Source organism: Cohaesibacter intestini (assembly GCF_003324485.1).
Lineage (GTDB): Bacteria > Pseudomonadota > Alphaproteobacteria > Rhizobiales > Cohaesibacteraceae > Cohaesibacter > Cohaesibacter intestini.
Map to the genome: position 1 here is coordinate 711,309 of NZ_QODK01000003.1, position 18,185 is coordinate 729,493.

The 18,185-nt window shown below is 55.6% G+C and carries 15 protein-coding genes and 1 tRNA gene; 13 read left to right on the forward strand and 3 right to left on the reverse strand.

The window, feature by feature from the left end:
• Positions 1-75: 75 nt before the first annotated feature.
• The 7 genes from phnE (DSD30_RS13890) (at position 76) to ppsA (ending at position 8,279) form a co-directional block, all read left to right on the forward strand.
• Positions 76-1,044 carry a phosphonate ABC transporter, permease protein PhnE gene (phnE, locus tag DSD30_RS13890; RefSeq protein ID WP_114010250.1) on the forward strand — a complete coding sequence of 323 codons (969 nt, stop codon included), beginning with the start codon at positions 76-78 and terminating at the stop codon, positions 1,042-1,044.
• Between the two features lie 14 nt (positions 1,045-1,058).
• On the forward strand, positions 1,059-2,633 hold the full coding sequence (gene phnE, locus DSD30_RS13895) for a phosphonate ABC transporter, permease protein PhnE (protein WP_114010469.1): 1,575 nt from the start codon (positions 1,059-1,061) through the stop codon (positions 2,631-2,633).
• A gap of 53 nt (positions 2,634-2,686) precedes the next feature.
• Positions 2,687-3,388, forward strand: a complete 702-nt coding sequence (locus DSD30_RS13900) for a DUF1045 domain-containing protein (protein WP_114010251.1) — start codon at positions 2,687-2,689, stop codon at positions 3,386-3,388.
• 79 nt (positions 3,389-3,467) lie between these two features.
• Positions 3,468-4,622: an alpha-D-ribose 1-methylphosphonate 5-triphosphate diphosphatase gene (locus DSD30_RS13905; RefSeq protein ID WP_114010252.1), complete on the forward strand. Its 1,155-nt coding sequence runs from the start codon at positions 3,468-3,470 to the stop codon at positions 4,620-4,622.
• Positions 4,623-4,672: 50 nt separating this feature from the next.
• Positions 4,673-5,278, forward strand: a complete 606-nt coding sequence (gene phnN, locus DSD30_RS13910; protein WP_114010253.1) for a phosphonate metabolism protein/1,5-bisphosphokinase (PRPP-forming) PhnN — start codon at positions 4,673-4,675, stop codon at positions 5,276-5,278.
• Positions 5,279-5,503: 225 nt separating this feature from the next.
• On the forward strand, positions 5,504-5,665 hold the full coding sequence (locus DSD30_RS21585) for a hypothetical protein (RefSeq protein WP_157967713.1): 162 nt from the start codon (positions 5,504-5,506) through the stop codon (positions 5,663-5,665).
• 208 nt (positions 5,666-5,873) lie between these two features.
• Positions 5,874-8,279, forward strand: coding sequence for a phosphoenolpyruvate synthase (gene ppsA / locus DSD30_RS13915; RefSeq protein ID WP_114010254.1), 2,406 nt, complete (start codon positions 5,874-5,876; stop codon positions 8,277-8,279).
• 62 nt (positions 8,280-8,341) lie between these two features.
• Here the strand turns inward: ppsA and DSD30_RS13920 are convergent.
• Positions 8,342-8,415 (reverse strand) — tRNA-Gln (locus DSD30_RS13920).
• Positions 8,416-9,010: 595 nt separating this feature from the next.
• On the opposite strand from DSD30_RS13920, the gene DSD30_RS13925 reads away from it, so the two are divergent.
• From DSD30_RS13925 to hemH, 3 genes are all read left to right on the forward strand, one after another.
• Positions 9,011-10,777, forward strand: coding sequence for a Ppx/GppA phosphatase family protein (locus DSD30_RS13925; RefSeq protein WP_114010470.1), 1,767 nt, complete (start codon positions 9,011-9,013; stop codon positions 10,775-10,777).
• Between the two features lie 99 nt (positions 10,778-10,876).
• Positions 10,877-11,599, forward strand: coding sequence for an RlmE family RNA methyltransferase (locus DSD30_RS13930; protein ID WP_114010255.1), 723 nt, complete (start codon positions 10,877-10,879; stop codon positions 11,597-11,599).
• A gap of 347 nt (positions 11,600-11,946) precedes the next feature.
• Positions 11,947-12,981, forward strand: a complete 1,035-nt coding sequence (gene hemH, locus DSD30_RS13935; RefSeq protein ID WP_114010256.1) for a ferrochelatase — start codon at positions 11,947-11,949, stop codon at positions 12,979-12,981.
• A 46-nt stretch (positions 12,982-13,027) separates the two neighbouring features.
• On the opposite strand, the gene DSD30_RS13940 is transcribed toward hemH, so the two are convergent.
• Entirely contained in the window at positions 13,028-14,053 is a 1,026-nt protein-coding gene (locus DSD30_RS13940; RefSeq protein WP_114010257.1) for an adenosine deaminase, read from the reverse strand.
• A gap of 166 nt (positions 14,054-14,219) precedes the next feature.
• On the opposite strand from DSD30_RS13940, the gene DSD30_RS13945 reads away from it, so the two are divergent.
• Both DSD30_RS13945 and DSD30_RS13950 read left to right on the forward strand, forming a co-directional pair.
• Positions 14,220-15,302, forward strand: coding sequence for a DUF2793 domain-containing protein (locus DSD30_RS13945; protein ID WP_114010258.1), 1,083 nt, complete (start codon positions 14,220-14,222; stop codon positions 15,300-15,302).
• Positions 15,303-15,485: a hypothetical protein gene (locus tag DSD30_RS13950; protein WP_114010259.1), complete on the forward strand. Its 183-nt coding sequence runs from the start codon at positions 15,303-15,305 to the stop codon at positions 15,483-15,485.
• 90 nt (positions 15,486-15,575) lie between these two features.
• Here the strand turns inward: DSD30_RS13950 and DSD30_RS13955 are convergent, their stop codons facing one another.
• Positions 15,576-16,331: an LOG family protein gene (locus DSD30_RS13955; protein ID WP_114010471.1), complete on the reverse strand. Its 756-nt coding sequence runs from the start codon at positions 16,329-16,331 to the stop codon at positions 15,576-15,578.
• Between the two features lie 223 nt (positions 16,332-16,554).
• On the opposite strand from DSD30_RS13955, the gene DSD30_RS13960 reads away from it, so the two are divergent.
• Complete coding sequence (locus tag DSD30_RS13960) at positions 16,555-18,147, forward strand: MBL fold metallo-hydrolase RNA specificity domain-containing protein (RefSeq protein WP_114010260.1); 1,593 nt, start codon at positions 16,555-16,557, stop codon at positions 18,145-18,147.
• The last annotated feature ends 38 nt before the right edge of the window (positions 18,148-18,185 follow it).

Sequence of the window (18,185 nt, forward strand, 5' to 3'; positions counted from 1 at the left end):
CGCTGATCCGGAACCAGCTCGCTGACCATTTAGGCGAGACTGCTCTGGACGCTTTTTCTTTAGTTCGGTGAAGACATGACAAACATGACGCCCACGATCCCCTTGTCGGAAAGCAACAAGACTGTTGAGCGCCATTGGCAGGACCTCAACCGCAAGCGCCGCACCTACACCCTGTTGTCGGTTGGGATATTGCTGGTCGCCTTGCTTTCCTCGCTCTGGTTCGCCAACGAAACCAATGCGGGTAAGTTCTTCGACCGACTGCCTTACTTTTTCGATTTCTTTCTGGATATGGTGCCCCGCGACGGACTGGAAATCTGGCGTGCCCTGTTTGATCTCGACACGCCTTACGCGGACGGATCGTTGAAATACAACTATCCCGAAGGTCGGATCTATCTGACCGAAAGCCTCTATCTGCCGGAATATTTCTACAAGATGCTGGAAACGATCAACATCGCGATCGTCTCAACCCTGATCGGCTTCTTTTTCGGCTTTATTCTTTGCTTCCTTGCTGCATCAAACCTCACCACCCGGAAATGGCTGCGCTTCGTGGTGCGTCGCATCCTTGAAGTTCTGCGCGCCTTCCCGGAGATTGTGATTGCAGGTTTCTTTGTCGCGGTGCTGACCCTTGGTGCAATCCCGGCAATGATCGCTGTGTCGATCCATACCATCGGCTCGCTCGGCAAGATGTTCTTTGAGGTGGTTGAGAATGCTGACATGAAGGCCGACGAGGGCTTGCGGGCGGTCGGCGGCAGCTGGGTCGAGCGGGTCTGGTTCGGCATCGTGCCGCAGATCCTGCCCAACTTCCTGTCCTACGGATTGCTGCGCCTCGAAATCAACGTCCGCGCCTCCACCATCATCGGTGCCGTTGGCGGCGGTGGCATCGGAGAAGCCTTGCGCCTTTCCATTTCCCGTGGCCATGAAGCCAAGACCTTGGCCATCGTCCTGCTCCTGTTTGTCACGATCATTGCAATCGACCAATTTTCCGCATGGCTTCGCAAGAAGATTGTCGGTGATCAGGCCTTCGCCTTTGGCGGCAGCATTTAAGAGGAGACATGACCATGACCACTTTAACCGCTTCTCAGCTCGACGCCGTCATGACCCGCCATCCGGAAGTTTTTAGAGCCAACTGGGTGAAACGTTTTCGCGGCTGGATCATTTCGGTCGGCATCATTGTCTATCTGATCTTTGCTTGGCAGTTTTTCCAGATCGGGCAGGTCCTGAACAATGGCAACTGGGGCATTGCCGGTTCCTATCTTGCCGATTGGGTGTCCTATGAAGTGCGCCCGGATGTCGAGTTTGATGATGGCTTCATCAAGGTCGAGTTTCCACGTTTCTCGCCCTTGGGTAAGGACCCGCATCCAAGCTGGATTACCGAGACCCGCAAGATCATCGATATCAAACCGGCAAAAGCAGAAGAGACAAATACCGCAGCAAAACCCGCCGAGGCCTTCAGCTTCATGGCGCCGGGGGCTGGCACAGCGGACAATCCGGTTGCTCCGGCCAAGACACCGGCAAAGGAACCCGTGATCAGCTTCATGGCCCCAAGCGCACCAACCGCCACCAATCCGGCAACGCCGAGCGTGACGACCACCATCGAAGCCAAACCGGAGCGCCGCGAAGAAACGGTCTATGCCGAAGTCGCCATCGGCTCCGGTGTGGTTCAAGTTGAACCGGATCTTGTCACCCTTGTGCGCGGTGAGGAGACCCTTGTCATCGACATCGTCAAGGATGAACGCGTGCGGGCGCGCGGGGCGCTTCCAGACTGGGCCACGCAGAAATATGAAGATGGCAAGATCATCGCCCAGTTTGGGGTTGACGGCCGCATTGAGGTTGAAAATGACGAGGTGAAAATCCGGCGCCGCTTCCTTGGTTGGGAGAATTTCATCTTCGACACCAATTCACCTTACTGGAACAAGAGCTTTGGCGAAGTGATGGCGCTGATCTCCTCCGGCGATCGGATCAAACCCGAAATGTCCAACCTGTCGCTGGCAATGGACAACATCATCAACAATGCGGAATGGCAACATGGAGATGTCTGGATCAAGCTGCTGCAAACCATCGTGATGGCCTTCGTTGGGACGTTGTTCGCGACGTTTCTGGCCTTTCCGATGGCCTTTCTCGCAGCGCGCAACATCACCCCGAACCGTCTTGGCAACCAGTTGATCAAACGTCTGTTCGACTTCCTGCGCTCGGTGGATATGCTGATCTGGGCGCTGTTTTTCACCCGAGCCTTTGGTCCGGGGCCTCTTGCGGGCATGTCGGCCATCTTCTTCACCGATACTGGCACGCTGGGCAAACTCTATTCCGAAGCGCTGGAAAATATCGACGACAAGCAGCGTGAAGGCGTCAAATCACTGGGAGCCAATCCGGTGCTGGTCCAACGCTATGGGGTGGTGCCGCAGGTTCTGCCGGTCTTTCTCTCCCAGTCGCTCTATTTCTGGGAATCCAACACCCGCTCGGCCACCATCATCGGCGCTGTCGGGGCAGGGGGCATTGGTCTCAAACTCTGGGAAGCCATGCGCACCAATCAGGATTGGGAGAATGTGTTCTACATGGTTATCCTTATCCTTATTGTTGTCTATGTCTTCGATAATATTTCAGGAAAGCTGCGTGCCATGCTCACCAAAAGCTAGGCACCGGCTGCCCGCCGCCTGAAGACTCATCCAAAGCCCCAAAGGAAACCGCTGTGCCGCGCTACGCTCTCTTCTTCGCTCCGCCAAAAGACGATCCTCTGACCGAAGCTGCCGCAATCTGGCTCGGTCGGGATGCCTTTGGTGGTGGCGACATTGATCGTCCTTCTCTGATGGACGGACAGTCGCGTGAAGCCTTTGATGCCATGACAGCCTCTCCGCGACGCTATGGGTTTCATGGCACACTGAAAGCCCCCTTTGAACTGGCGCCGGGCACCAGCATCGATCAGCTCGTACAGGCACTCGATACCTATGCGGCGGGCCTGAAATCCTTCACGCTGCCAATGTTCGAGGTCGGGCGGCTTGGTCCTTTCTTTGCCCTGCGCACAGAACGCCCGAGCGATGATCTCAAGGCACTGGCCTCCAGTCTGGTGCGCGACTTTGATCCCTTTCGCGCACCGCTCGATGCCCATGACATTGCCCGCCGCAAGCCCGAAAGGCTAAGCGACAGCCAGCGGGACAATCTGATGACTTGGGGCTATCCCTATATCTTTGATGATTTTCGCTTCCACATGACCCTGTCTGACCCGATCTCCGAGGAGTTGGCTGACCGGTTTGAACAGGCGGCAAAGTGCCATTTCGAAGCAGTTCTGACCGCTCCTCAATCCGTCTCGGCCCTCTCGCTGTTTGTTGAGGCTGAGCGCGGTGCACCCTTCAAGGTGCTTCACCAGTTCCCTTTTGGCTCTGGCTCAGCCTGACGCCAAGGGATCGCGCCATTTGTGGCTGCCGATTTGTTCAATGCGGGTGACCTTGCCCCACTTAGGAAAGACGTTCGACATGAACCGAGACCTCATTTTAAAAGACGCGCAAATCGTACTGAAAGACGAAATCCTGCGCGGCCATGTCCATGTCAAGGACGGCATCATCTGCGATATCTCGGAAGGTGAGCTGCCGGAGCCATTGGAAAGCATGGCTTATGATCTGCAAGGCGATTATTTGCTGCCGGGCTTTGTTGAGCTGCATACCGACCATGTGGAAGGCCATTATGCCCCGCGTCCGAAAGTCCGCTGGAACCCGATGGCTGCGGTGTTGGCCCATGATGCCCAGATTGCCTCTTCCGGCATCACCACCGTTTTTGATGCCTTGCGGGTGGGGCTCGATTCCGATGCCGACCTGACCTACGAGGACATGAAAGCCCTTGCTGACGCCTTCCATCGCGGTGTCGAGGAAGACACATTGCGGGCCGATCACTTCCTGCACTTGCGTTGTGAAGTCTCTGCCGACGACTGTATCACCGCCTTCCATCAGTTTGATAATTACCCGTTGGTCAAGCTGATTTCGGTGATGGACCATGCGCCGGGGCAGCGTCAATTTGCCCAGCTTGAGGCCTATGCGATCTATTACAAAGGCAAGCTGAAAATGACGGATGATGAATTTGATCTGTTCTGTCAGCGCCGAATGGAAGCCTCTGCCCGCAACTCCGACAAACACCGCAATGCCATCGCCGAAATTTGTCAGCAAAGGGGCCTGATCCTTGCCTCTCACGATGACGCGACCATTGCTCATGTCGAGGAGGCAATCGCTCAGGATATTCACGTCGCGGAGTTCCCGACCACCATGGAAGCGGCCAAGGCGTCCCATGACGCAGGTCTTGCTGTTCTGATGGGGGCACCAAATGTTGTGCGTGGCGGTTCACATTCTGGGAATATCGCAGCGGCAGACTTGGTCAAAGAAAGGGTTTTGGATATTCTCTCTTCAGACTATATTCCGATGTCACTGGTTCAGGCCGCCTTCATGCTTGCCGATGACGATCACGCCATCTCGTTGCCGGAATCTGTGCGTATGATCACCCACAATCCGGCTCAGGCTACGGGATTGGATGATCGCGGTGCTATTGAAATCGGCAAACGGGGCGATCTGGTCCATGTCCGCAAATCGGGCAACACGCCAGTGATCCGGCAGGTCTGGCGCAAGGGACAACGCATTGTCTGAGTGCGATGACAATTGAGAATGCAAGATGAGGGAAGGGTACGGAGATCGCAATGAACGAGCTTGGCATGCATGACCTGAGTGAAGCAGGATATGGCACGCTTGTGTTGCTGGTGGGGCCTAGTGGCTCGGGCAAGGACAGTGTGCTGAACTATGCCAGAGAAACCTTGAAAGATGATCCTCGCATTCTCTTCGTCCGTCGCTGTATCACCCGATCAAATGGCGATCCCAGCGAAGATCATGAAAGCATGAGCGTTGCGGCTTTCCAGAAGGCGGAAATGCAAGGGCAATTCGTCATTTCCTGGGGTGCGCACGGACTCTATTATGGTCTGCCTGCCAGTTTGCTCGCTCATTTGCAGACTGGCGGTGTGGCCATTGCCAATGGCTCACGCAAGACCATACCGGTGCTGCGCGACCAGTTTCCCCATTTCCATGTGATCAATCTGACGGTTGAACCTGACATTCTGGTCCAGCGATTGTCTGCCCGCGGGCGGGAAAATGCAGATGAGATCCGTCAACGCATCGCGCGGACCAAGAAGCTTGAAGCCGAAGATCTGTTTGACGAGGAAACCATTCATCTCGACAATTCCGGTGACATTGAAGCTGCCGGTCAAGTCTTCGTTGATATGTTGCTGGACTGGGCGGAGAATCCTGCCTGATCGCCCAATCTGTTGGAAAATGCTCCATCTGGAGTGGCGCTGCATTTTGCTACAATTTGGTTTAAATTGCTCCAGCAGGGTTATCGATTGCGAAGCTCTGTCTTCAAGATGCCGATTTCAAACCTTTTTACCAGATGCGAGCTTGCCTATAATGATGCGATCCAAACGCGCCCGATGCTACCTAGCATGACGGCGTTCACTGTTCCGCATCAGGAGGCACCGACGATGGTCAGTAACACGATGCTCGCCTATTTTGCTGCCTTGTTTGGCGTTCTGGCGATGATTGCTCCGCTGTTGAGCACCCCGGTTTCCCGCTTTGTTTTTGGTTCGGTGCTTGGCATCGTCGTCACCACCACCTGGCCTGTCGCCAAGATCCTGTTTGGTTAAGGCGCTCCAGGTCTGTCGCTCATTGGTGCTTCTACAACTGATGCCGCATACCGAAGCCTTGCGAAAAATGCTATTCTGTATAGCGGAAAGACCTTCCATGGCTTTGCATGACGTGAAGCCGATAGCGCGCTCTCCGCACGCGCTTAAATCCTAGTCTCACGCCCCAAGCATTCGGAAGGAAACAACGCCAACGTGAGGAGATTGGGTTATGAACAAAACAAGAACTCTTGTGTTGGATTTCAGACATCTCAGACGTGACGATGTCTCCATCGTTGGCGGCAAGAATGCGTCACTTGGTGAAATGATATCGCAACTTGCAGCAGAGGGCATTGCAGTCCCGTCAGGCTTTGCAACCAGCGCCGATGCCTATTGGTCCTATGTAGAATTCAACAATATTCGCAGCAAGATGGCCAACTGTCTCGATGAATGGCAGTCGGGCAAGACCAGCTTGGCTGAGACCGGGCGCGCCGTGCGGGACCTGTTCCTGCGCGGTGACTGGCCTCAGGATGTCGCGCAGTCAATCACGACTGCCTATCGAGGGCTGGAACGCGAAGCAGGACAGGATGATCTTTCGGTTGCCGTGCGCTCAAGTGCCACGGCAGAAGATCTGCCAGACGCCAGTTTTGCTGGCCAACAGGAAACTTTCCTCAATGTTCAGGGGGCCGATGCGGTTCTGCGTGCCTGCCGCCGTTGCTATGCTTCGCTCTTTACCGACCGGGCCCTAAGCTATCGGCAACTGAATGGCTTTGATCACATGAAGGTTGCGCTCTCCATCGGTGTTCAGCGCATGGTCCGCACCGATCTGGGCAGTTCAGGCGTGATGTTCTCCATCGATACTGACACCGGCTTTGACAAGGTGGTGCTGATCAATGCCGCATGGGGCCTGGGGGAAAATGTCGTACAGGGCGCCGTTGACCCGGATGAATACCAGCTCTTCAAACCTTTCCTTGCAGATGAAAGGGTGACGCCGGTCATTGAGCGCAGAAAGGGTGAGAAGGCCATCAAGATGGTCTTTGGCGACGCCGAGCATCCAACCCGCAACGTGTCCACTTCGCGCAAGGAACGCGATGCCTATGTCCTTGGTGATGATGACCTGTTGCAGCTTGCCCGCTGGGCGGTTCAGATCGAGAAGCACTATGGTTGTGCCATGGATATGGAATGGGGCAAGGATGGCCTGACAGGCGAACTGTTCATCCTGCAGGCCCGACCGGAAACCATCCAGTCCCGCCGCGAAGGCAACAGCATCAAGACCTATAGCCTCAGTGAGCGCGGTGAAGTCCTGTGCAAGGGACTGGCCATTGGGGACGGGGCAGTCACCGGTCGAATATGTCTGATCGAAAGCGCCAAGGATATCGATCGCTTTGTCGATGGTTCGATTTTGGTGACCGAAATCACCGACCCGGACTGGACCCCGGTGATGAAACGAGCCGCTGCCATCATCACCGACCATGGAGGGCGCACATCCCACGCTGCGATCGTCAGTCGCGAGCTTGGGCTGCCTGCCGTCGTCGGGGTGGGCAATGCCACCTATCTGCTCCACGATGGGCAGGATGTCACGGTGTCCTGCGCCGAAGGAGACGAAGGCATCGTCTATGCCGGCACTGCCACGATTGAAGCGAGCGAACTCGACATGTCGAGTCTGCCGGAAACCAAAACCCAGATCATGCTCAATCTGGCCAATCCCGGCACTGCCTTGCGCTGGTGGCGGTTGCCATCTGACGGCATCGGGCTGGCGCGGATGGAGTTTGTGGTCAGCAACACCATCAAGGTCCATCCAATGGCCTTGGTGAATTTTGACCAACTCAAAAGTGAGGAAGAACGGGTCCGGATCGAAACGCTGACAGCGGATTATACCGACAAGAAAGACTATTTCGTCGACAATCTCGCCCGCGGCCTTGCCCGTCTGTGTGCGGTGGCGCATCCCAAACCGATTATCATCCGGATGAGTGACTTCAAATCCAATGAATATGCTGGTCTGCTCGGCGGGCGCCAGTTCGAACTGGACGAAGAAAATCCGATGATCGGCTTCCGTGGTGCCAGCCGCTACTATTCCCCACGCTATCGGCAGGGCTTTGAACTGGAATGCCAAGCCATCAAGCGCCTGCGGGACGAGCTCGGCTTCACCAATGCCGTGGTGATGATTCCCTTCTGCCGCACGGTTGAGGAGGCAATCAAGGTGCTCGGCGTTATGGCTGACAACGGCCTCAAACGCGGTGACAAGGGACTGGAAGTCTATGTCATGTGCGAAATTCCAAGCAACGTCATCCTTGCGGCTGACTATGCCGATCATTTCGACGGCTTCTCCATTGGATCGAATGACTTGACCCAGTTGACCCTTGGTGTTGATCGGGATTCAGAGTTGCTCTCGGGCCTGTTTGACGAACAGAATGCGGCGGTCAAGTGGATGATCCGCCATGTCATTGAAGAGGCACGTGAAAAAGGATGCAAGGTTGGTCTTTGTGGTCAAGCACCAAGTGATCATCCTGAATTTGCCGACTTCCTGGTTGAATGCGGCATATCCTCGATTTCGGTCACGCCAGACAGCTTCCTCGCGGTCAAACTGCAAGTGGCGCAAAGTGAGCAGAAGGGACAGGAATCCCTAGGCGCAGCATAACGATGCGTTGTACGCACAGGAAAACCCGGAGCGGGCAGATCGCTGACAATGTAAGGGAGAAGTGGCTGGGGATCCTGGACTCGAACCAGGACCGACGGAGTCAGAGTCCGCTGTTCTACCATTAAACTAATCCCCAGCAGGGATGCGAAGCAGTTGCTCGCTCGGTAGTGACGGTTGGAATAATGACTTTGCTTTTGACAGTCAAGCTTCAAGTCCGAACAAAATTGTTTGGGTGGGGATAAAGACTGCGCCACTCTTCCGATGACATCCGTTTGACATCTTGGCTGCGGTGAAGTCTTTATCTTTCAATGGCAGATGCCCCTTGATCAGCGTTTTTTGTCCGCCTTGCGGACGCAATGATCGTGCGTGCATGGATGGTTAAACATGCAGGAAAAATGCGCTTTCCAGTGTCCGAGAGGCAATCGCTTCTTGCCCTTTGGGTGAGGGCTGATAGAGTGGTCTGTGACAAACTGATTGAATCGAATGCTGCGCGCCATGCCTTGTCCTCATGATTGCAGCGCAGCGGGAGACACACATTGGCACAAGACGCTGAGGGCACCCAAAAGGGTGGCCGCTCAGCTGTTGGACCTGATCGCGGGCTTTCCAACGCCTCCAATGCCGCTTATGCGGGCAATGGTCGAGCGGGAAAGTCAGATCGCGATGTGCCTTTACATGACAAGAGTGGCGAGAAGTCTGCCGCTGGAAATGACGCCAGAAATGCGTCCACTGTCATGTCACAGGAGCATTCTGCCACATCCGGTGTGACATCCGGGGCGGAAGACACAAAGGGCCAGCAGTCCGGGCGAAAAAGACGTCGCTCCCGTCCCAGACGGAAGAAGGGGGGACAACCTCCTCATGCGGGCAATGGGACACATGCGTCCAATCCAGGCTCAGGGCCTGATACCAACCCAGACTCAAAGTCTGCTGATCGCAAGCCAAATGACGCTGTGCGAGCGTCTACTGATGGAAAAACACCATCAGACGCACGGGGCATCGGGCAAGAGGCTGGACGCTCGGCGGATCAGGGGAGCCAAAAAAAGCGCTCCCGCCGCAAGTCGCGCAACCGCGATGGCAATCGGCCCAATCAAACCGCGCAGGAGCCCGCGTCGCAATCAAGAGACAGCGGTCAGCGAGACAACCAGCAGCGTGATGCAAAACGAAGCGAGACAAAGCAGGGCGAGGCCCGCAAGGGTGCAGACCAGAGCGGCCGTGGCAAGGGACAGTCGAGCAATGGTGCGCCGGCCAATGCACACCGTCATCGCAACGATCAGCCCCGACACGGACGCCCGCACGGCCACCCGTCGCAGGCCCGTGACGCATCCCGTCAGGCCTATGCCGCCCTTGATCTTGGCACCAACAATTGCCGTCTGCTGGTGGCCGAGCCACACGGTCAGAGCTTTCGCGTCGTCGACGCCTTCTCGCGCATCGTTCGTCTGGGCGAAGGTTTGTCACAAACGGGGCGCCTGAGTGAAGACGCGCAGGATCGCGCCATTTCGGCCCTTAAGGTTTGCCAGTCAAAGCTCAATTACCGGGCAGTCAAACGGTTTCGCCTGATCGCCACGGAAGCCTGCCGCCGTGCCACAAACGGTGGCGCATTCCTCCATCGGGTCTATCGTGAAACGGGCCTGAAGCTTGAAATCGTCAATCGTGAAACCGAGGCACGATTGGCTGTGTCAGGCTGTGCTTCGCTGGTGCATCCTGAGGCCGATGGGGTTGTGCTGTTCGATATTGGTGGTGGGTCGTCCGAAATTGTCTGGCTGGATCTCGATCCCGTTACTGATGAAGGCCTGCCCCTGCCGGGGGAAAAGCGCAATCGTCAGACACGCCGCGCCTTGCGCCACATGTCCGAACGCATTCGCTGCTGGACCTCCCTGCAAGTTGGCGTGGTCACCCTGTCTGAAAAGCATGGGGGCCACGTGGTGGATCGCGAGCAGTTCGAGGCGATGGTCAGCGAAGTACGCGACATGCTGCATGACTTCGAAGAGCGCGAAGCCCTGACTGAAGCCATCAAGACCAAGCATATCCATATGCTCGGCACATCGGGTACAGTGACGACGTTGGCCGGTGTCCATTTGGGCCTCGAGCGCTATGATCGACGTCTGGTGGATGGCGCCTGGCTGAATGCGACCGAACTCAGGGCGATGATTGCGCGCATTCTGGATATGGACTTCGAAGAGCGCACCAACAATCCATGCATTGGTCAGGATCGCGCCGATCTGGTGCTGGCAGGCTGCGCAATCCTTGAAGCCTTTCACCGTGAGTGGCCTTGTACGCAGCTTCGTGTGGCCGATAGGGGCTTGCGGGAAGGCATCCTGATGGAAATGATGATCGATGATGGCGTCTGGAATCCACGCCAGCCGACCAAGCCGGGGGAGCCGTCCAAAAAGCCGGGCAGCAAGAAACGTCGCTCCCGTCGCCGGGGTGGACGTGGGCAACGCGGCGCTCAAGGCACCGGTCAGGCGGCTGGTGCGGCCGGCAAACCGGACCAGAATGCTTGAATGGCTCCGTGTCAGAGAGCATATAGATCAGACAGCATTGGCCCGGATCACCGGGCCAGATAGAACGAACCAAACAGAAAAACAGTCGGAGCAAACGGAATGGCGAAGAAAACCGGAGGCGGAGAAGGACGGGGCAGCCGCGGCCTTCGCGTCGAAAAGGTCCGGGTGAAAACCGCTCGGGGCCGCAGAAGCTCATCAACCCGTTGGTTGCAGCGTCAGCTGAACGACCCCTATGTGCAACGCGCCAAGCAGGAAGGCTTTCGGTCCCGTTCAACCTTCAAGCTAATCGAGATGGATGATCGCTTCCAGTTTCTCAAGCCGGGCATGCGGGTGGTTGATCTGGGCTGCGCTCCCGGTGGCTGGTGTGACATCGCTGCGCGCCGTGTAAACTCCACCAGCGACAACCCGCTTGTGGTTGGCATTGACTATCTCGGTATGGATCCTCTACCCGGCGTGACGGTTTTGCTCAAGGACTTTCTCGATGATGACGCCCCGGACATGCTGATGGAAGCGTTGGGTGGTCAACCGCCTGATATTGTCCTGTCAGATATGGCAGCGCCGACCACCGGCCATAAACAGACCGACCATTTGCGTACCGTGCATCTGTTTGAAGTGGCAGCCCAGTTCGCCAAGGAGAATTTGCGTCCCGGCGGCGTCTTCCTCTCCAAGGTCTTCAAAGGCGGGACCGAGAATGACATGCTGGCTGAATTGAAGCGTGACTATCAATCGATCACCCATATCAAGCCCCCGGCAAGCCGCAAGGAAAGCCCGGAAATGTATGTGTTTGCCAAAGGGTTTCGGGGTCGAACGGACGAGGCGTGATTTTTTCAGGAAAATCGCTCTCGCAATGATCCAGCTCCTGACTTCATGCGTAAATGCTATGTCAGTTGATCAAGACACAACAAACTGTATTTGACCGCTCTTTGATCGCCACGCCTTACTTTCGTTTGGCGGACGTATCAAAGAGCGGTTTCTTTTGGTTGTCGTTGCCTTGACGATGGCTGACATGGGCTTTGAACCATTGCCGCAATTTCATGTATGTCGACGGAAGTCTTTGATGCATCAGGCCTTCAAGGCTGCTAAGACTGGACGAGCAAGATAGTTGCGGCCATGCGCAAGGACCACCAACGCAAACCGCAATTAAGACCAATTTGGACGAGGACCGCGCAATGATGACCCATTGGCCTGATAATCATCCACCTGTTGCCTATGGCAAAATCGGCATTCTGCTTGTCAATCTGGGCACCCCTGACGGAACAGACTATTGGTCCATGCGGCGCTATCTGAAGGAATTTCTGTCCGACCAGCGGGTGATTGAAGAACCAAAATGGAAATGGTGGCCGATCCTCAATGGCATCATCTTGCAAACCAGACCGCAAAAGTCTGGCAAGGCCTATGAGGAAATCTGGAACCACGAGGCCAATGAAGGCCCGTTGTTGACCATCACCCGGGGTCAGAGCGACAAACTGCGCGAACGTCTGTCCAGACACAGTTTTGCCCGTGATGTCGAGGTGGATTTTGCCATGCGCTATGGCAATCCATCGATCAAGTCGCGCATCCATGCGCTGCAGGAAAAGGGGTGCGAGCGCCTTCTGGTCCTGCCGCTCTATCCGCAATATGCGGCAGCGACGACGGCCACCGTCAATGATGCGGTCTTTGATGTCTTGAAAGACATGCGCTGGCAGCCTGCCTTGCGCACCTTGCCGCCTTATTATGACACGCCCGCCTATATTGATGCGCTGGCCACCTCAATGAAGAAGACCATTGAGGGGCTCGATTTCGAGCCAGAGCTGATCCTTGCCTCCTATCACGGCATTCCCAAACGCTATTTCGACAATGGCGACCCATACCATTGCCACTGCATGAAGACGACCCGCTTGGTGCGCGAGAAGCTTGGCTGGGATAAGGATTATCTGCAAACCACCTTCCAGTCGCTGTTTGGTCCGGAAGAATGGATCCGTCCCTATACCGACGAAACCGTCACCAAATTGGCGGAAAGTGGCGTCAAGCGGTTGGCCATCGTCAATCCGGGCTTCTCGGCCGATTGCCTTGAGACGCTTGAAGAAATTGATGGCGAAAACCGGGAGATCTTCATGGAGCATGGCGGCGAGCAATTTGCCCATATTCCATGCCTCAATGATAGCGACGAAGGCATGGACATGCTTGAAAGCCTGACATTGGCCGAGCTGCAAGGCTGGGTCTAAACGGCGTATCTCGCATTGTGAAAGGAAAAGGCTGGCCAGCGATGGCTCAGCCTTTCTTCACATCTTCAACCACCGCATCAATCGCATCCAGATGCGCCTGCTTGGCACTGTCAGAAATGAAGCTTGCCTTGAAGCTGTTTTTTGCCAGCGTGATGATGTCCTGTTCGTTGAGGTCGAGTGCTTGATGGACGGCGCGGTAATTGTCATTGAGATAGCCGCCAAAATAGCTCGGATCATCGGAATTGACCGTCACCAGCAGGCCCGCATCCATCGCTTTCTTCACCGGACTGTCGCCAATCGTCGGAATGCCTTTGAGGCGCAGGTTGGATAAGGGGCACATGGTCAGAGGCGTTTGTTGTTTTGCAAGTCGTTTTATCAGCGCTGGGTCATCAAGCGCCCGGTTGCCATGATCCACCCGTTCGATCTTCAGCAGATCCAGCCCCTCGCGTACATTCTCGGCTGTGCCTTCCTCGCCCACATGCGCGACCGGCGTGAAACCTTCCTTGCGGGCGGCCGCAAACACGCGCTCAAACAAAGGCGGCGGGAAACCTTTTTCCGAGCTGTCGAGGCCGACCGCGAAAATATGCTCCTTGTGTTTGCAGGCGCAATCAAGCGCATCAAAGGCTTGTTCTTCGGGCAAATGGCGCAAGAAACACATGATCAGCTTGGAGGTGATCTTCAGCTCTTTTTCTGCCCGCTCGAGCGCTGAGACAATCCCGCCCAAGACCGTCTCGAATGCAATCCCGCGATCCGTATGAGCCTGAGGATCAAAGAACATTTCCACATGAGTCAGACCATCCGCATGGACCTTGAGCAAATAGGCCCAGGTCAGATCATGAAAATCCTGCTCGGTCTGCAACACGCTCATGCCCAGATAATAGAGATCGAGAAAATCCTGCAAACAGTCAAACTCATAGGCCTTGGCGACATCTTCGACGCTCTCATAAGGCAGGGTGACCTTGTTGCGCTTGGCCAGTGCCAGCATCAAGTCTGGTTCCAAAGTGCCCTCGATATGAAGGTGCAACTCTGCCTTTGGCAGGCGATCAATCAGGGCATTGGCAAAATCGGTCATGTTTGGCGCTCGCGGTTGATTATGGAAAGGTCGATGATAGGCACATGCCGGCTTTTGGCAATAGGGTGCGGCACAAAAAGGCAAGGGCACCAGCCAGGAACCTTATCCTCCTGTTCGGGGCAGCTCCGATACTGGGAGGCAATGTCAACCAACGGAAATTGGAGCCATGGAACAATCACCTATCCTTTCTTTGCCTTACATTGCCGGTTCGCAGGATCAAAAGCACATCACGCACAATGAAGCTTTGCAGAAGCTCGATGTTCTGACCCAGCTGACCGTCTCGAATGCTAGCCTGACGACACCACCCACCGACCCAACGGAAGGCGATCGCTATATTGTCGCTCCGTCGGCAACCGGCGTCTGGTCCGGAAGAAGCGGCCAGATTGCAGCCTTTCAGAATGGCGCATGGGCTTATTACGACCCTCAGGAAGGCTGGCGCGTCTGGAATTGCGACGAAGGCCGACTGCTTGGCTGGACCGGCTCCGACTGGACACCCGTCGGCGGCAATCCGGAGGAAATCCAGAATGCCAACCATGTCGGTGTCAATGCTACTGCCGATGACACCAACCGATTGTCCGTAGCCTCTGCCGCCAGTCTGTTCACCCACGAGGGGGCAGGTCACCAGATCAAGGTGAACAAGAATGCTGCGGGCGATACAGCTTCTTTGCTGTTCCAGACCAATTGGTCCGGCCGGGCTGAAATGGGACTGAATGGATCAGACAATTGGTCCATGAAAGTCAGCGCCGATGGCGTCACATGGGCCGAGCCTTTGAAGCTCGACAAAGACAATGGCCGGGTGGTGATTTCCAACTCCAACCCAACCGCCCGGCTGATCTTCTCAACCGCCGTCCAATATGCCATCAGCGCCGCATCCCGGTTTGATTTCGATGCCGTTGCATGGAATGCAGGCAATCCTGTCGGATATGGGCCGCAAACCACCGGGGTCAATCAGGGCGGCTATATCTGCCCTTATGATGGTCTCTATCTGATCAATATCGCTGTGCAGACCGGCGGTGGCTCGATTCCTTTTCGCACCGAGTTGCTGAAGAACACCGCTTTGTTGCGGCGGATGTTCTTGGGCAATGATGCAACGACAGCCGGTTACGGCACCTTCACCCCATGCGAAACGGTGCTGGCCTTTTGTGCAGCGGGGGACGTGATCTCGATGCAGGTGGACAGCCGTGACAGCGGCGCGGTGATCTGGTCAGCGGGGAGCTATCTTGAAATCGCTTATTTGGGGGATGCGTAAATGATCACGGAAGACACACAGCTTGCAGAATTGAAAGTGTACCAAGCAATTCTGGCCCTGCGGCCTGATGCGCATTTCACATTGAAGGGTGAGCCAACGACCGAAGCTGACTATCTCACTGCCATCATCTGGCGCGATGATGACGCGCCGCCAAGTTGGGCAGAGATTGCGCCTCTGCTCTAAAGTCTGGCTGATCTGGAACAAAGAAAAGGCTCTCCGGCAGTTTGTCTCATTCGGGGAGCCTTCATGCACTGCTGGCCAATTCAGGCGAACCTAGACATGGCTTTCCGTGGCTTTGGTGATCAAGCCATGATCCACCATCACCTGCCAGCCTTCTTCCGGCGTATCGACAATGATGAAATGATCGACATCTTTGGGGTTGATGGTCCCATATTTGATCAATGTGTCAAAGTTCATGACATTTTCCCAGAAATCCCGCCCATGCAGGATGATCGGCATGCCGGAAATCTTACCCGTCTGCTTGAGAGTAAGAATGTCAAACAGTTCATCCAGCGTGCCAAAGCCACCCGGGAATGCCACCAGCGCATTGGCCCGCATGGCAAAGTGCATCTTGCGCAAGGCAAAATACTGGAACTCGAAGCTCAGTGTCGGAGTGACGAACGGATTGATATGCTGCTCGAACGGCAGATCGATATTGAGGCCGATATTCAGGGCACCTGCATCATGGGCTCCACGATTGGCCGCTTCCATAATGCCCGGCCCGCCACCGGTGCAAATGACATTGCGGTGGGTGCCATTATAGGGGTTCAACGCCCCGCCGCGTTCGGAAACGATCCGGCCAAATTCTCGTGCCTGCTGATACTCGATGTGATCCTCGGGTGTCCGCGCACTGCCAAATACAACCACGGTCGACATAATGCCGTGATCGCGCATGCCCAGATCAGCCTTGGTGAACTCCAGCTCCAACCGCGCACCGCGCAGCTCATCGCGTCGCAAGAAGTCGATATCCTCGTAGGCGAGTTTGTCATTGTTCATGGTTTTGGAAGGTCGTGGGCGCGCGCTGATCATGGCTATTGTCCGATTCCGCAGAGATCCTTTGCCAAAAGGAGTGCCTGCAAACAAGGTGGCTGGAAGATCGTCAGGATGCGCCATGCATGTCAGGGGCATCCAACTTGGGGATCAGTTTGAGGCCACATCGCTGCATTTCGGTAAATGTCTCATAAGTTTGTTGAAATTCTGCGAAATTGTGGAAAAATCAAAGGAGTAGCAAAGGTGTAGTTAGGGGGAGAGTATGGACGCAACACTCAAATTCTGTGGCGCATCGGGAACGGTGACCGGATCCTGTTATCTGGTTCAGACGGCAGGGCACCGTTTCCTCGTTGATTGTGGGCTCTTTCAGGGCACCAAGACAATCAAGGCGCTGAACTATGGTGACTTTCCCTTTGATCCGGCATCCATCGATTTCGCACTCCTTACCCACGCCCATATCGATCATGCCGGTTTGCTTCCCAAGCTCTACAAACACGGTTTCCGCGGCAAGACCTATATGACGGCGGCAACTCAGGATCTGTTGAGCGCCATGCTGCCTGACAGCGGACACATTCAGGAAATGGATGTGATGAATCTCAACCGCCGCAACGCCCGTCGCGGCAAACCGCAGATCGAGCCGATTTACACCCAAAAGGATGCAGAAGCCTGCCAGCAGTATTTTGAGCCTGTCGACTATGAACAATGGCTCGATATTGGCGGCATACGGGTCAAATACTGGAATGCGGGCCACATTCTTGGCTCTGCCTCAATCGAAATCGAAGTCCCCAGTGACGAGCCTGACGAACAAAGCCTGCGTTTGCTCTGGTCCGGGGATCTGGGCCCCAATCACAAGCTGTTCCACCCGGATCCGGGTGCCGCCAGTGATTATGACTATGTGATCAGCGAGAGCACCTATGGGGGCCGCGCGCGGCCGGTCGTCACATCCGATGAGAAGCGCCAAATTCTGCTGGAAGAAATTCAGACCGCTTTGAAAGGCGAGGGGCTACTGCTCATTCCAGCCTTTGCCGTGGAGCGAACTCAGGAATTGCTCGCCGATATCCTTATCCTCCAGAAAAGGGGGGAACTGCGCAATGTGCCAATCTTCCTTGACAGTCCCTTGGCGATCAAGGCAACGGAAGTCTTCAAGAAACATGCCGCGTCATTGGAAGATATTGCCGATCATCTCGATGACATCAACACTGAGCATATCCGCTTCACCGAAAGCGTCGAGGAAAGCAAGGCTATCAATCGGATCAAGTCCGGCGCGATTATCATGGCCGGCAGCGGCATGTGTGATGCGGGCCGTATTCGCCACCATATCAAGAACCATATGTGGAACAGCAACACGACGCTGTTGTTGGTTGGCTATCAGGCTGAAGGGTCTCTCGGTCGCCTTCTGCTCAATGGTGCGCGCAAGGTACGGATTCAGGGCGAAGAGATCCAGATCCGCGGCAAGGTGAAACAAATTGAGACCTATTCCGGCCACGCGGACGAAAATGAACTGATCGACTGGATCCGAGATCGTAAGCCCATCCGCCATGGCCTTTATCTCTGTCATGGGGAACAGGAAGCCTCCGAGGCGCTGAAAGCAGCCTTGGTTGCAGACGGCATGCACGAGGCCTTGATTTCAATTCCGACCATCGATGACGAGGTGCGGTTGTCGCGGGCAGGGCGGCCCGACTTCTTTGCCAATGTCAAACATCGTCTCAAGAAAGCCGACATGGTCGGGTGGGATGCCCACAACGAGTTCGCAGAGTTGCAGATCGACTTGAAAGAGGCGTTCGAACAACTGGCCGACGAGAAATCCCGCCGTGCACTGGCACGCAAGATTAAACGGGTGCTGGAAGAGAAATAGAGCAAAGCGGGACAAAGAAAAGCCGCCAGACCGAGGTC